Annotated in this window: 14 protein-coding genes; 1 reads left to right on the top strand and 13 read right to left on the bottom strand. The window is 62.8% G+C overall.

Going from position 1 to position 12541, the window contains the following annotated elements; translation table 11 throughout:
* Nucleotides 1–30: 30 nt before the first annotated feature.
* From rpsC to rpsL, 12 genes are all read right to left on the bottom strand, one after another.
* On the bottom strand, nt 31–756 hold the full coding sequence (gene rpsC, locus JJC00_RS16620; RefSeq protein WP_148750336.1) for a 30S ribosomal protein S3: 726 nt from the start codon (nt 754–756) through the stop codon (nt 31–33).
* An 18-nt stretch (nt 757–774) separates the two neighbouring features.
* On the bottom strand, nt 775–1164 hold the full coding sequence (rplV, locus tag JJC00_RS16615; protein ID WP_057745488.1) for a 50S ribosomal protein L22: 390 nt from the start codon (nt 1162–1164) through the stop codon (nt 775–777).
* Between the two features lie 10 nt (nt 1165–1174).
* Nucleotides 1175–1453, bottom strand: coding sequence for a 30S ribosomal protein S19 (gene rpsS / locus JJC00_RS16610; RefSeq protein ID WP_008136357.1), 279 nt, complete (start codon nt 1451–1453; stop codon nt 1175–1177).
* A gap of 12 nt (nt 1454–1465) precedes the next feature.
* Nucleotides 1466–2299: a 50S ribosomal protein L2 gene (gene rplB / locus JJC00_RS16605; protein WP_200473583.1), complete on the bottom strand. Its 834-nt coding sequence runs from the start codon at nt 2297–2299 to the stop codon at nt 1466–1468.
* A gap of 12 nt (nt 2300–2311) precedes the next feature.
* A complete protein-coding gene (locus JJC00_RS16600) occupies nt 2312–2614 on the bottom strand; it encodes a 50S ribosomal protein L23 (protein ID WP_195803897.1) in 303 nt (100 codons plus the stop codon).
* On the bottom strand, nt 2611–3231 hold the full coding sequence (gene rplD, locus JJC00_RS16595) for a 50S ribosomal protein L4 (protein ID WP_011088150.1): 621 nt from the start codon (nt 3229–3231) through the stop codon (nt 2611–2613). Before rplD ends, JJC00_RS16600 begins: the two co-directional genes overlap by 4 nt.
* Before the next feature lies 1 nt (nt 3232).
* Nucleotides 3233–3949 (bottom strand): 50S ribosomal protein L3, encoded by a 717-nt coding sequence (gene rplC / locus JJC00_RS16590; protein ID WP_200293126.1) that lies wholly within the window; start codon nt 3947–3949, stop codon nt 3233–3235.
* 53 nt (nt 3950–4002) lie between these two features.
* Nucleotides 4003–4311, bottom strand: coding sequence for a 30S ribosomal protein S10 (gene rpsJ / locus JJC00_RS16585; RefSeq protein ID WP_002712302.1), 309 nt, complete (start codon nt 4309–4311; stop codon nt 4003–4005).
* A gap of 85 nt (nt 4312–4396) precedes the next feature.
* Nucleotides 4397–5587, bottom strand: coding sequence for an elongation factor Tu (gene tuf, locus JJC00_RS16580; RefSeq protein WP_200473582.1), 1191 nt, complete (start codon nt 5585–5587; stop codon nt 4397–4399).
* A 40-nt stretch (nt 5588–5627) separates the two neighbouring features.
* Entirely contained in the window at nt 5628–7700 is a 2073-nt protein-coding gene (gene fusA / locus JJC00_RS16575; protein ID WP_200473581.1) for an elongation factor G, read from the bottom strand.
* A 30-nt stretch (nt 7701–7730) separates the two neighbouring features.
* Nucleotides 7731–8201 carry a 30S ribosomal protein S7 gene (gene rpsG, locus JJC00_RS16570; RefSeq protein WP_041748231.1) on the bottom strand — a complete coding sequence of 157 codons (471 nt, stop codon included), beginning with the start codon at nt 8199–8201 and terminating at the stop codon, nt 7731–7733.
* A 15-nt stretch (nt 8202–8216) separates the two neighbouring features.
* Nucleotides 8217–8588 (bottom strand): 30S ribosomal protein S12, encoded by a 372-nt coding sequence (rpsL, locus tag JJC00_RS16565; protein WP_007603006.1) that lies wholly within the window; start codon nt 8586–8588, stop codon nt 8217–8219.
* A gap of 683 nt (nt 8589–9271) precedes the next feature.
* Between rpsL and JJC00_RS16560 the strand changes: the two genes are divergently transcribed.
* On the top strand, nt 9272–10525 hold the full coding sequence (locus JJC00_RS16560) for an FAD-dependent oxidoreductase (RefSeq protein WP_200473580.1): 1254 nt from the start codon (nt 9272–9274) through the stop codon (nt 10523–10525).
* On the opposite strand, the gene JJC00_RS16555 is transcribed toward JJC00_RS16560, so the two are convergent.
* Nucleotides 10438–12471 (bottom strand): ABC transporter ATP-binding protein, encoded by a 2034-nt coding sequence (locus JJC00_RS16555; RefSeq protein WP_200473579.1) that lies wholly within the window; start codon nt 12469–12471, stop codon nt 10438–10440. The genes JJC00_RS16560 and JJC00_RS16555 overlap by 88 nt on opposite strands.
* Nucleotides 12472–12541: the final 70 nt, after the last annotated feature.

Below are 12541 nucleotides of genomic sequence, written 5' to 3'. Positions count from 1 at the left end.
CTTTAAGCCCTCAAATTCTCTGTGCTGGCGTCAGGCCGCAGCGTGGTCGCGGCGCTGACGGCCACCACGATCACCACCGCCGCCGGTCTCGCCTTCGGCCATTCTCTTGTCCTGGGCCATCGGATCGTGCTCGAGGATCTCGCCCTTGAAGATCCAGACCTTGACGCCGCAGGTGCCGAAGGTCGTGAACGCGGTCGCAACGCCGTAGTCGATGTCGGCGCGCAGCGTGTGCAGCGGCACGCGACCTTCGCGGTACCACTCCATGCGCGCGATTTCAGCACCGCCCAGACGACCCGAGCAGTTGATGCGGATGCCTTCCGCGCCGAGACGCATCGCCGATTGAACGGCGCGCTTCATGGCGCGACGGAACGCCACGCGGCGCTCGAGCTGCTGCGCGATCGATTCGGCCACCAGCGTCGCATCGAGCTCCGGCTTGCGGATTTCGACGATGTTGATGACGACGTCGGACGAGGTGATGTCCGCGACCTTCTTGCGAAGCTTGTCGATGTCGGCGCCCTTCTTGCCGATCACCACGCCCGGACGAGCCGAGTGGATGGTGACGCGGCACTTCTTGTGCGGACGCTCGATCACGATTCGGGCGACGGCCGCCTGCTTGAGCTCCTTGTGCAGGATCTCGCGGATCTTGACGTCCTCATGCAGCAGCTTGCCGTACTCCTGCTTGCCGGCGAACCAGCGGGAATCCCAGGTCCGGTTGATGCCGAGACGCAGACCGATCGGATTGATCTTTTGACCCATCGTATTCTCCTGCGACCCTTAAGCCGCTGCTGCTTCGGCTTCGACCTGACGCACAATGATCGTCAGCTGCGAAAATGGTTTGTAGACCCGGCCCGAGCGGCCGCGGCCGCGAGCGGCAAAGCGCTTCATCACGAGACCGTTGCCGACGAAGGCCTGCGCCACGACGAGATCGTCAACGTCGAGGTCGTGGTTGTTCTCGGCATTGGCGATAGCCGATTCCAGGCACTTCTTCACGTCAACCGCGATCCGCTTGCGCGAAAACTGCAGGTCGGCGAGCGCAGCGGAAGCCTTCCGGCCGCGAATGAGCTGGGCGACCAGGTTGAGCTTCTGCGGGCTCACCCGCAGCATCCGGGCGACCGCCTTGGCCTCGTTCTCGGCGAGGCTCCGTTCGCGCTTAGGTTTGCTCATCGTTTAATCCTCAAGCCTTCTTGGCTTTCTTGTCGCCGGAGTGGCCATGGAAGGTCCGGGTCGGCGAGAACTCGCCGAACTTGTGACCGACCATTTCCTCGTTGACGGCCACCGGCACGTGCTTCTGACCGTTGTAGACGCCGAAGGTCAGGCCGACGAACTGCGGCAGGATCGTCGAGCGACGGCTCCAGATCTTGATGACGTCGTGACGGCCGGACGCGCGCGCGGCATCTGCCTTCTTGAGCAGAGAACCCTCGACGAACGGGCCTTTCCAGACTGAACGAACCATGTCCGGCGTTCCTTACTTCTTCCGCTTGTGGCGGCTTAGGAGAATGAATTTGTTGGTCGACTTGTTGGTGCGGGTCTTCTTGCCCTTGGTCGGCTTGCCCCACGGAGTAACCGGGTGGCGACCGCCCGAGGTACGACCTTCACCACCGCCGTGCGGATGGTCGATCGGGTTCATCGAAACGCCGCGGTTGTGCGGCTTACGACCCAACCAGCGATTACGACCAGCCTTGCCGATCGAGGTGTTCATGTGATCGGGGTTCGACACCGCACCGATCGTGCCGCGGCAACGGCCGTGCACCAGGCGCTGCTCGCCCGAGTTCAGGCGGATGATGACGTAGTCCTGGTCGCGACCGACGAGCTGGGCGTAGGTGCCGGCGGAACGGGCGAGCTGGCCGCCCTTGCCGATCTTGACCTCGATGTTGTGGATGATCGTGCCGACCGGCATGTTGCCGAGCGGCATGACGTTGCCCGGCTTCACGTCGACATAGTTGCCGGCGACGATGGTGTCGCCCACGGCCAGCCGCTGCGGCGCCAGGATGTAGGCCTGCTCGCCGTCCTGATACTTGATCAGGGCGATGAAGCCGGTGCGGTTCGGATCGTATTCCAGCCGCTCGACGGTCGCAGGAACGTCGATCTTCTCACGCTTGAAGTCGACGGTGCGCAGCGTCCTCTTGTGACCACCACCGCGGAAGCGAACGGTGATGCGACCGGTGCTGTTGCGGCCGCCCGAAGAGTGCTTGCCTTCGGTAAGCGCCTTGACCGGCTTGCCCTTGTAGAGCGCCGAACGATCGACCATGACCAGCTGGCGCTGGCCCGGCGTCGTGGGATTGAATGTCTTCAGTGCCATCGTCGTACGACCTTACAGACCGGTGGTGACGTCGATCCGGTGGCCCTCTTCGAGGGTCACGATCGCGCGCTTGGTGTTCGACTGCGAGCCGAGATTGCCGCGGAAGATCTTGGTCTTGCCCTTGCGGACTAGCGTGTTGACGCTCTTGACCTTGACGTCAAACAGCTTCTCGATCGCTTCCTTGATCTGCGGCTTGGTCGCCTTGGCGGCCACCTTGAACAGGACCTTGTTGTGCTCGGACGCAAGCGTCGCCTTTTCGGTGACGACCGGGGCGACGATCACGTCGTAATGGCGAGCCTCGATATTCTTCGTCATTTGAAGCGCGCCTCCAGCGCATCGATGGCGGCCTTGGTCAGAACGAGCTTCTGACGGCGCAGGATGTCATAGACGTTGATGCCCTGGATCGGCAGCACGTCCATGTTCGGGATGTTGCGGGCCGCGGCGGCAAAGCCGTTGTTGAGCTCGGCACCGTCGATGATCAGCGCGTTGGTCAAGCCGAGGCCCGAGAAGTGACCAAGCAGCGCCTTGGTCTTGGCGGCTTCCAGGGCGGCCTTGTCGATCACGAGCAGATCGCCGTCCTTGGCCTTGGCCGAGAGCGCATGCTTGAGCGCGAGCGCACGGACCTTCTTCGGCAGATCGGTGGCGTGCGAACGCACGACCGGACCGAAGGCACGACCGCCGCCGCGGAACTGCGGCACGCGGGCCGAGCCGTGACGAGCACCGCCGGTGCCCTTCTGCTTGTACATCTTCTTGCCGGTGCGCCAGATCTCGGCGCGGCCCTTGGCCTTGTGGGTGCCGGCCTGACGCTTGTTGAGCTGCCACTGCACGCAACGCGCAATGATGTCCTGACGCGGCTCAAGGCCGAAAATGGCGTCGGAAAGCTGGACCGAGCCGGCTTCCTTGCCCTCGAGGGTGGTGACCTTCAGTTCCATCTCACGCACCCTCTTGCTGGGCCGCAGCCTCGGCTTCGCCGCCCGCAACCTTGAACTTGCCGGGCTTCGGAGCATCCTTCGGCAGCGGCTTCTTGACGGCGTCGCGCACGCGGATCCAGCCGCCCTTGGAGCCGGGAACGGCGCCTTCGACGAGGATCAGGCCACGCTCGACATCGAGCTGAACAACGCGAAGGTTGAGCGTGGTGATGCGGTCGACACCCATATGGCCGGGCATCTTCTTGTTCTTCCAGGTCTTGCCGGGGTCCTGACGACCACCGGTCGAACCGATCGAACGGTGCGAAACCGACACACCGTGCGTGGCGCGCAGACCGCCGAAGTTCCAGCGCTTCATACCGCCGGCAAAGCCCTTACCGACCGAGGTGCCGGTGACGTCGACGAACTGGCCGACGACGAAGTGGTCGGCGAGGATCTCGGCGCCGACGGGGATCATGGCGTCCGCGGAAACGCGGAACTCCTCGACCTGCCGCTTCGGCTCGACCTTGGCGACCGCGAACTGGCCGCGCTCTGCCTTGGGCATGTACACGGTCTTGCGGCTGCCAGAACCAAGCTGGAGCGCGACGTAACCGTTCTTCTCTTCAGTGCGGTGGCCTACGACCTGGCAATTGCCGAGCTTCAGCACGGTCACGGGGATATGTTCGCCGGCCTCTGTAAAGACCCGCGTCATCCCGACCTTTTGTGCGATCACTCCGGAGCGCATCGGCGTGCTTCCTGTTCTTTCTGTCCGCGAGGTGCGAACGTGATCCAAAAATCTTAGAGCTTGATCTCGACGTCGACACCGGCGGCCAGGTCGAGCTTCATCAAAGCATCGACGGTCTGCGGGGTCGGATCGACGATGTCGAGCAGGCGCTTGTGAGTGCGCATCTCGAACTGTTCGCGGCTCTTCTTGTCGACGTGGGGCGAACGGTTGACGGTGAACTTCTCGATGCGGGTGGGCAGCGGAATGGGTCCGCGGACCTGCGCACCGGTGCGCTTCGCCGTGTTCACGATCTCGCGGGTCGACGTATCGAGGATACGATGGTCGAACGCCTTGAGACGGATGCGAATATTTTGGCCGTTCATTGCCGTGTCTTTCTTAGTGAGTGGCGAGTAGCGAATAGCGAATGGACTTCATCCACTCGCCACTCGCCATTCCCTATTCGCGTGATTACTCGATGATCGAAGCGACGACGCCGGCGCCGACGGTGCGGCCACCTTCGCGGATCGCGAAACGGAGCTTCTCTTCCATCGCGATCGGCACGATCAGGTGCACTTCCATCGCGATGTTGTCGCCCGGCATCACCATCTCGGTACCTTCCGGCAGATGCACGACACCGGTCACGTCGGTGGTGCGGAAGTAGAACTGCGGACGGTAGTTGGTGAAGAACGGGGTGTGGCGACCGCCCTCTTCCTTGGTGAGGATGTAAGCCTCAGCCTTGAACTTGGTGTGCGGCTTGACCGAACCCGGCTTGCACAGCACCTGGCCGCGCTCGACGTCTTCGCGCTTGGTGCCGCGGAGCAGCGCACCGATGTTGTCGCCGGCCTGGCCCTGATCAAGTAGCTTGCGGAACATTTCGACGCCGGTGACGGTGGTCTTCTGGGTGGCACGGAGACCGACGATCTCGATTTCCTCGCCGACCTTGACGATGCCGCGCTCGACACGGCCGGTCACGACGGTGCCGCGACCCGAGATCGAGAACACGTCTTCAACCGGCATGAGGAACGGCTGGTCGATCGGACGCTCCGGCTGCGGGATGTACTCGTCGACGTTCTTCATCAGCTCGAGGATCGCTTCGTGGCCGAGCTTCTTGTCGGAATCTTCGAGAGCGGCGAGAGCCGAACCCTTGATGATCGGGATTTTGTCGCCCGGGAAGTCGTACTTGGAGAGCAGCTCGCGAACTTCGAGCTCGACGAGCTCGAGCAGCTCCGGATCGTCGACCATGTCGCACTTGTTGAGGAACACGACGAGCGCGGGCACGCCGACCTGGCGGGCGAGCAGGATGTGCTCGCGGGTCTGCGGCATCGGGCCGTCAGCGGCCGACACGACCAGGATCGCACCGTCCATCTGGGCGGCGCCGGTGATCATGTTCTTCACGTAGTCGGCGTGGCCGGGGCAGTCGACGTGGGCGTAGTGGCGGTTCTTGGTCTCATACTCGACGTGTGCGGTCGAGATGGTGATGCCGCGCGCCTTCTCTTCCGGCGCCTTATCGATCTGGTCGTACGCCGTGAACGTCGCACCACCAGTTTCAGCGAGGATCTTGGTGATCGCCGCGGTCAGCGAGGTCTTGCCATGGTCGACGTGACCGATGGTGCCGATGTTGCAGTGGGGCTTGTTACGTTCAAACTTTGCTTTGGCCATTTGACTCTCCGTTCAATCGTCAGTTCGAGACCGACGACAATCAGGCAAACTTCTTCTGGACTTCTGCCGACACGTTGGCCGGCGCTTCTGCGTAGTGGTCGAACTGCATGGTGAAGGTTGCGCGACCCTGGCTCATCGAGCGCAGGTTATTCACGTAACCAAACATGTTCATGAGCGGCACCATCGCGTTGATGACGTTAGCGTTGCCGCGCATGTCCTGCCCCTGGATCTGACCGCGCCGGGAATTCAGGTCGCCGATGACCGAGCCGGTGTAGTCTTCCGGGGTCACCACTTCGACCTTCATGATCGGCTCGAGCAGGACGGACTTGCCCTTCTGCAGCGCTTCGCGGAAAGCCGCGCGCGATGCGATTTCGAAGGCGAGCGCCGACGAGTCGACGTCGTGATACTTGCCGTCGACGAGCTGAACCTTGACGTCGACCACGGGGAAGCCCGCGACAACGCCAGAGCTCATCACGCTGTTGAGGCCCTTTTCAACGCCGGGGATGTATTCCTTCGGAACCGCACCGCCGACGATCTTGGACTCGAACTCGTAGCCCTTGCCGGGCTCGTTCGGCTCGACCACGATCGACACTTCCGCGAACTGACCGGTACCGCCGGTCTGCTTCTTGTGGGTGTACTTGACCTCGGCCTTCTTGGTCACGCGCTCACGGAACGCCACCTGCGGCGCGCCGATGTTCGCATCGACCTTGTAGGTGCGACGAAGAATGTCGACCTTGATGTCGAGATGGAGTTCGCCCATGCCCTTGAGGATGGTCTGGCCGGACTCCTGGTCGGTCGAGACGCGGAAGGACGGATCCTCCGCAGCGAGCTTCGCCAGCGCGACACCCAGCTTTTCCTGGTCGGCCTTGGACTTCGGCTCGATCGCGATCTCGATGACCGGCTCGGGGAATTCCATCTTTTCGAGGATCACCTGCTTGTCGGGATCGCACAGCGTGTCACCGGTGCGCGCTTCCTTCAGGCCGGCCAGCGCGACGATGTCGCCGGCATAGGCTTCCTTGATGTCTTCGCGGTTGTTCGCATGCATCAGCAGCATGCGCCCGATGCGCTCCTTCTTCTCGCGCGTCGAGTTCACGACGCCCGTGCCGCTCTGGAGAACACCAGAGTAGATGCGGCAGAAGGTGATGGTGCCGACGAACGGGTCGTCCATGATCTTGAACGCGAGCAGCGCGAGCGGCTCCTTGTCGTCGGCCTTGCGCACGACCTCGTTGCCGCGATCGTCGGTGCCCTTGATCGCGGGCACGTCGATCGGCGACGGCAGATAGTCGACGACGGCGTCGAGCAGCGGCTGTACGCCCTTGTTCTTGAAGGCCGAACCGCACAGCACGGGGTAGAACGCGCCGGTCAGCACCGCTTTGCGGATCAGCCGCTTCAGCGTGGCTTCGTCCGGCTCGTTGCCATCGAGGAAAGCGGCAAGCGCATCGTCGTCAAGCTCGACGGCGGCTTCCACCATCTTCTCGCGGTATTCCTTGGCCTGCTCGACCAGATCTTCCGGGATATCGACATAGTCGAACTTCGCGCCGAGCGATTCATCGTTCCAGATGATGCCCTGCATCTTCACGAGGTCGACGAGACCCTTGAAGTTGTTCTCGGCACCGATCGGAAGCTGGATCGCGATCGGCTTGGCGCCGAGGCGATCGACGATGTCGGCCAGGCACTTGAAGAAGTCGGCGCCGGTCTTGTCCATCTTGTTGGCGAAGACAATGCGCGGAACCTTGTACTTGTCGCCCTGACGCCAAACGGTCTCGGTCTGGGGCTCAACACCCTGGTTCGAGTCGAGCACGCAGACAGCGCCGTCGAGCACGCGCAGCGAACGCTCGACTTCAATGGTGAAGTCGACGTGGCCGGGAGTGTCGATAATGTTCAGGCGCTTGCCGGCCCAGAACGCGGTGGTCGCAGCCGAGGTGATCGTGATGCCACGCTCCTGCTCCTGCTCCATCCAGTCCATCGTCGCGGCACCTTCGTGCACTTCGCCGATCTTGTGGCTCTTGCCGGTGTAATAGAGGATGCGCTCGGTGGTCGTGGTCTTGCCGGCATCGATATGCGCCATGATACCGAAGTTGCGGTAATTCTCTATGGCATGAACGCGAGGCATGGGCTGTTCCTTAGATTCCGTGTGCCGCCGTTACCAGCGATAGTGCGAGAAGGCGCGGTTGGCTTCCGCCATCCGGTGCACGTCTTCACGCTTCTTGACGGCGTTGCCGCGGTTGTTCGATGCGTCCAGGAGCTCCGCGGAGAGCCGCTCGGTCATCGTCTTCTCGTTGCGCTCGCGCGCAGCCGAGATCAGCCAGCGGATGCCCAGCGCCTGACGGCGCACCGAGCGAACCTCGACCGGAACCTGGTAGGTCGCGCCGCCGACGCGGCGGGAGCGCACTTCGATCGTCGGCATGACGTTCTCGAGCGCCTGCTCGAACACGCCGAGCGGGCTCTGCTTGGTCTTGGCTTCGATGAGACCGAACGCACCGTAGACGATGCCTTCGGCGACCGACTTCTTGCCGGCGTACATCACCGAGTTCATGAACTTCGTGACGATGATGTTCCCGAACTTCGGATCGGGAAGAACTTCGCGCTTTTCCGCTGAGTGGCGACGAGACATTGAGCTGGTTCCCGCTTACTTCGGACGCTTGGCGCCGTACTTCGAACGACGCTGCTTACGGTTCTTGACGCCCTGGGTATCCAGAACGCCGCGGAGGATGTGGTAGCGCACGCCGGGCAAGTCCTTGACGCGGCCGCCGCGGATCATGACCACCGAGTGCTCCTGGAGGTTATGGCCCTCACCGGGGATGTAGCCGATCACCTCGAAGCCGTTGGTCAGGCGCACCTTGGCAACCTTACGAAGCGCCGAGTTCGGCTTCTTCGGGGTCGTGGTGTAGACGCGGGTGCAAACACCACGCTTCTGCGGCGACTGCTGCAGCGCCGGCACCTTCTTGCGCGACTTCTGCACTTCACGCGGTTGAGCGATCAGCTGGTTGATCGTCGGCATCCTGGCCTTACCCTTTGTTATCGCAGCCCCTTGCGGGCCCGCTGTCTTGCCGCGGCCCGTTGCCGGGACCGCAAATTCTTTCGAGCTACCCACCCGACGGGGCCACCTCGCACGGAACAATCCGCACAAAGCGAAATTGCGCCAACCGCTCCATCACTGAGCGGAAAGCGTTTCGACGCCACAGAGGACCGCAGTATCAAGGCCAACCAGCATAAAGCCGCGGCCCGCGCACTGAGGTCATGCATCCGAATTCGGTCTCAGGAGAACATGCTCCAGAGGCCTAAAATCGCACTGGCATTGCCTAGCTATTATCGACAGCGTTTGAGCGGCATTGGTCGAGGTTGGTGCCCGCCTTTAGCGACCCCTGGAGATCAAATCCCTGGGGATCAACGGGTGGCCCGTTCCGACGTTGGCTATGCTCACCGCCTGTCGTCAAGTGAGGCGCTTTCTATAAGTGAGAATCGGTCAAGTCAAGGTGAAATGACCGTCAGAAAGCGCTTATCGCGCCTGAAGAAAAAGCCTGTTCGCCCTCTCTTCCCGCACCTTCCCGATATGGGATCGAACTACCGGTTCCGCTAGGCCGCGAGCAGATTATACCCGGGAGAAATGTACTTTTATAACCAATGCTAAGGCTTTTTTTCCTCTTGATGGTCAATCTGCCCTCTTCGGCAGAGACAAGCGCCATGCGGTACACCGACATTGCCATCATTGGCGGGGGACTTGCCGGCTCGACCGCCGCCGCGATGCTCGGGCGCGCCGGCATTTCGGCGGTGCTGATCGACCCGCATCAGACCTATCCAGCCGACTTTCGGGTCGAAAAACTCAGCGGTCGCGGACAGGTCGAGCGATTCCAGCGGACTGGAATCGCAGAATCAGTGCTGCGCCGCGCGACGTTCTCCGGCGAGAACTGGATCGCGCGATTCGGGCACCTGCTCGACAAGGCGCCGAGCCAGCAATTCAACATCCTTTACGATTCGCTGGTTAACGCGATCCGCGACGAGATTCCCGAAGCCATCGAGCGAATCTGGACCAAGGCGGTGTCGGTCGAGACCAGCCCCGAGCGCTCGAGAATCGCGCTCGCCAACGACGAGACGATCTCGGCCCGCCTCATCGTGCTCGCCAACGGCCTGAATGTCGGCCTGCGTCACCAGCTCGGCATCACGCGAAACATCGTCAGCGCCTGCCATTCGATCTCGATCGGGTTCGACGTGGTGCCGGCCGGGCGGAATGCGTTCGACTTCCCGGCGCTGACCTATTTTTCGGAGCGGCCGAGCGACCGCATCCCTTACATCTCGCTGTTTCCGGTCGGCACGCGGATGCGGGCCAACCTGTTCGTGTACCGCGGCTTTGACGATCCGTGGCTGCACGAGCTGCGCCGCGCGCCGGCCGCAACGCTGGACGCCGCCCTGCCGCGGCTCAAGCGCATCACCGGCGCCTTCGACATTCCCGGCGAGCTGAAGATCCGCCCGGTCGATCTCTATGTGAACGATGCCAGCCATCAGCCCGGCGTGGTGCTGGTGGGCGATGCCTTCGCCACCTCCTGCCCGGTCGCCGGTACCGGTTGCGACAAGGTGTTCACCGACGTCGAGCGGCTCTGCAACATCCACATCCCGCAATGGCTGGCGTCCGACGGGATGGATGCGGACAAGATCGCCGCCTTCTACGCCGACCCGGTCAAGCGGGGCTGCGACGAATGGTCGGCGGCGAAAGCCTTCGACTTCCGCTCGGTGTCGATTGCGACGAGCCCGTACTGGACTGCGCAGCGCTGGGCGCGCTTCATGGCGTGGTCGAGCCAGGGATTATTGCGGCGACTGGGAGGGGCGTTCCACCTGGAGCCGAATTTCCTCGGTCACTCCTCCTCGTCGTCCTCATCATCCGCGTCGAGGTCGTCCTCATCCTCGTCGCCTTCGTCATCATCGCTGTCGTCGTCGGCCTGAGCGGCCGCGCCGTGCGGCTGGTGGATCTGGTCGTTCCACAGCTTGCGATAGGTGCCGTTCTTGGCGAGCAGCTCGGCATGCGAGCCGCGCTCGATCGCCCTGCCCCCCGAAATCACGATGATCTCGTCCATCTCGACCACCGAGGTCAGGCGGTGGGTCGACCAGATCATGGTGCGGCCCTTGGCGACCTTCAGCAGCGTGCGGTTGATCGCGGCCTCCGTGGTCTGGTCGAGCGCCGAGGTGGCTTCGTCGAGCAGCAGCACGGAGGGATTGCGGATGATGGCGCGCGCGATCGCGATGCGCTGGCGCTGGCCGCCTGACAGCGTGTCGCCGCGCTCACCGACCGGGGTGTCGTAGCGCTGCGGCAGGCTCATGATGTAGCGGTGGATCTCGGCCTTCTTGGCAGCGTCCTCCACCTCCTTGTCGGTCGCGCCTTCCTTGCCGAGCCGGATGTTCTCCCGGATCGACATGTTGAACAGCATGTTCTCCTGGAACACCACCGCCATGCTCCGGCGCAGCGAATCCAGCGTCACCTTGCGGACATCGACACCGTCGATGGTGACCCGCCCCTCGTCCGGCACGTAGAGCCGCAGGATCAAATTCAGCAGCGTGCTCTTGCCGGAGCCGGAGGGGCCGACGATGGCGATGCTCTTTCCCGCATTGAGCTTGAGGCTGAGATTGTCCAACACCGGCGTCTGGCCGCCTTCATACTGGAACGTCACGTGGTCGAAGGTGATGTCGTGGGTGATGCGCGGCAGATCGGGCGCGCCGGGACGATCGGCGCCGCGTGTGGGCTCGTCCAGCAACTCCTGCATGTGGCGGATCGCGGCTGCCGAGGAGATCGACACCGGAATGAAATGCATGACGTGGGCGATGTTGTAGGAGACCTCCCAGAATGCGCTCTCGAAGGTGACGAAGGTGCCGATCGTGATCTGGCCCTTGGTTGCGAGATAGGCGCCGATCGCGAGCACGACGAGGTGCAACAACAGCACCGAGATGGTGACCGTCCGCTCCACCATGGTCGACAGGAACGCAGCCGCGGCAATCCTGTTGCGGGTCTCGTCGTTGCGGAAATTGAAGAAGCCGAACATCCTGCGTTGCAGGCTGAACGCCTTGATCACGGCCTGCGCCGCGACGTTCTCCTGCACCATGCCGAGCAGCGCGCTTTCGTTGAGCTTCTGCTCGTAGTTGGCCTGCACCGCTTTCGGCGTCAGGATGCGCGGGCCGATCAGCGTGATCGGAAACACCAGCAGCGCAACCAGCGCGAGCTGCCAGTTCAGAAAAAACATCAGGATGATGCCGGCGAACAACTCCAGGAACGGAAGTGCCGCGCTGTTGGCAAAGGTCTTGACCGACCCTTCGAAGGCCGAGAGATCGACCGAGAAGCGCGACAGGATTTCGCCGCGCTTGGTGCGGCCGAAATAGGCCGCCGGCAGGTCCTGGACGTGCTCGAACAGGCGCTTGCGGACGTCGGAGATGATGCAGGCGGCCAGCCGCGCGTCCCAGCGCTCGTACCAGACCGCGACGATCGAGGTGAAGATGCCGGCGGCCGCGAGCACGCCGAGGATCTTGTACAGCGCCTGGAAATCCTCCTCGCCGAGCGCGTCGTCGATCAGGAACTTCAGACTGAGCGGCATGATGACGTTGAACAGCGTCTCGACCGTAACGCCGAACGCCACATAGCCCAGGATGCGCTTGTAGTTGGACAGGAACGGCTTGACGAAGCCCAGGATGGTCGCGAGCGCGCCGGCGGCTTCGCGGGCGGTAAAGACGACGAGATCCTCGTCCTCATCGTCGTCGAGCTCAAGCTCGTCGTCGTCCTCATCGTCGTCGTCCTCGACGTCTTCGAGGTCCGGCTTGGCGCTGGAGGCGAGCTTGTCGTCTAGCTCCGCCGCCTCTTGTGCGGCGAGCTTCTGTTTGTCGGGAGAGAGAGGCTTGGACGCCATGAAACCAACCGATGCTGACGGCCGGCATGACCGCAGAGAAAGCAGGACATAGCGGAACGCCGCTACTTCC

This window comes from Bradyrhizobium diazoefficiens, from assembly GCF_016616885.1.
Lineage (GTDB): Bacteria > Pseudomonadota > Alphaproteobacteria > Rhizobiales > Xanthobacteraceae > Bradyrhizobium > Bradyrhizobium diazoefficiens_F.
This window is presented reverse-complemented; position numbering and strand designations above follow the sequence as displayed.

Coding starts and splice junctions, on each gene's coding strand:
- rpsC (WP_148750336.1), bottom strand. CDS start 756: ATGGGTCAAAAGATCAATCCGATCGGTCTGCGTCTCGGCATCAACCGG.
- rplV (WP_057745488.1), bottom strand. CDS start 1,164: ATGAGCAAACCTAAGCGCGAACGGAGCCTCGCCGAGAACGAGGCCAAG.
- rpsS (WP_008136357.1), bottom strand. CDS start 1,453: ATGGTTCGTTCAGTCTGGAAAGGCCCGTTCGTCGAGGGTTCTCTGCTC.
- rplB (WP_200473583.1), bottom strand. CDS start 2,299: ATGGCACTGAAGACATTCAATCCCACGACGCCGGGCCAGCGCCAGCTG.
- JJC00_RS16600 (WP_195803897.1), bottom strand. CDS start 2,614: ATGACGAAGAATATCGAGGCTCGCCATTACGACGTGATCGTCGCCCCG.
- rplD (WP_011088150.1), bottom strand. CDS start 3,231: ATGGAACTGAAGGTCACCACCCTCGAGGGCAAGGAAGCCGGCTCGGTC.
- rplC (WP_200293126.1), bottom strand. CDS start 3,949: ATGCGCTCCGGAGTGATCGCACAAAAGGTCGGGATGACGCGGGTCTTT.
- rpsJ (WP_002712302.1), bottom strand. CDS start 4,311: ATGAACGGCCAAAATATTCGCATCCGTCTCAAGGCGTTCGACCATCGT.
- tuf (WP_200473582.1), bottom strand. CDS start 5,587: ATGGCCAAAGCAAAGTTTGAACGTAACAAGCCCCACTGCAACATCGGC.
- fusA (WP_200473581.1), bottom strand. CDS start 7,700: ATGCCTCGCGTTCATGCCATAGAGAATTACCGCAACTTCGGTATCATG.
- rpsG (WP_041748231.1), bottom strand. CDS start 8,201: ATGTCTCGTCGCCACTCAGCGGAAAAGCGCGAAGTTCTTCCCGATCCG.
- rpsL (WP_007603006.1), bottom strand. CDS start 8,588: ATGCCGACGATCAACCAGCTGATCGCTCAACCGCGTGAAGTGCAGAAG.
- JJC00_RS16560 (WP_200473580.1), top strand. CDS start 9,272: ATGCGGTACACCGACATTGCCATCATTGGCGGGGGACTTGCCGGCTCG.
- JJC00_RS16555 (WP_200473579.1), bottom strand. CDS start 12,471: ATGGCGTCCAAGCCTCTCTCTCCCGACAAACAGAAGCTCGCCGCACAA.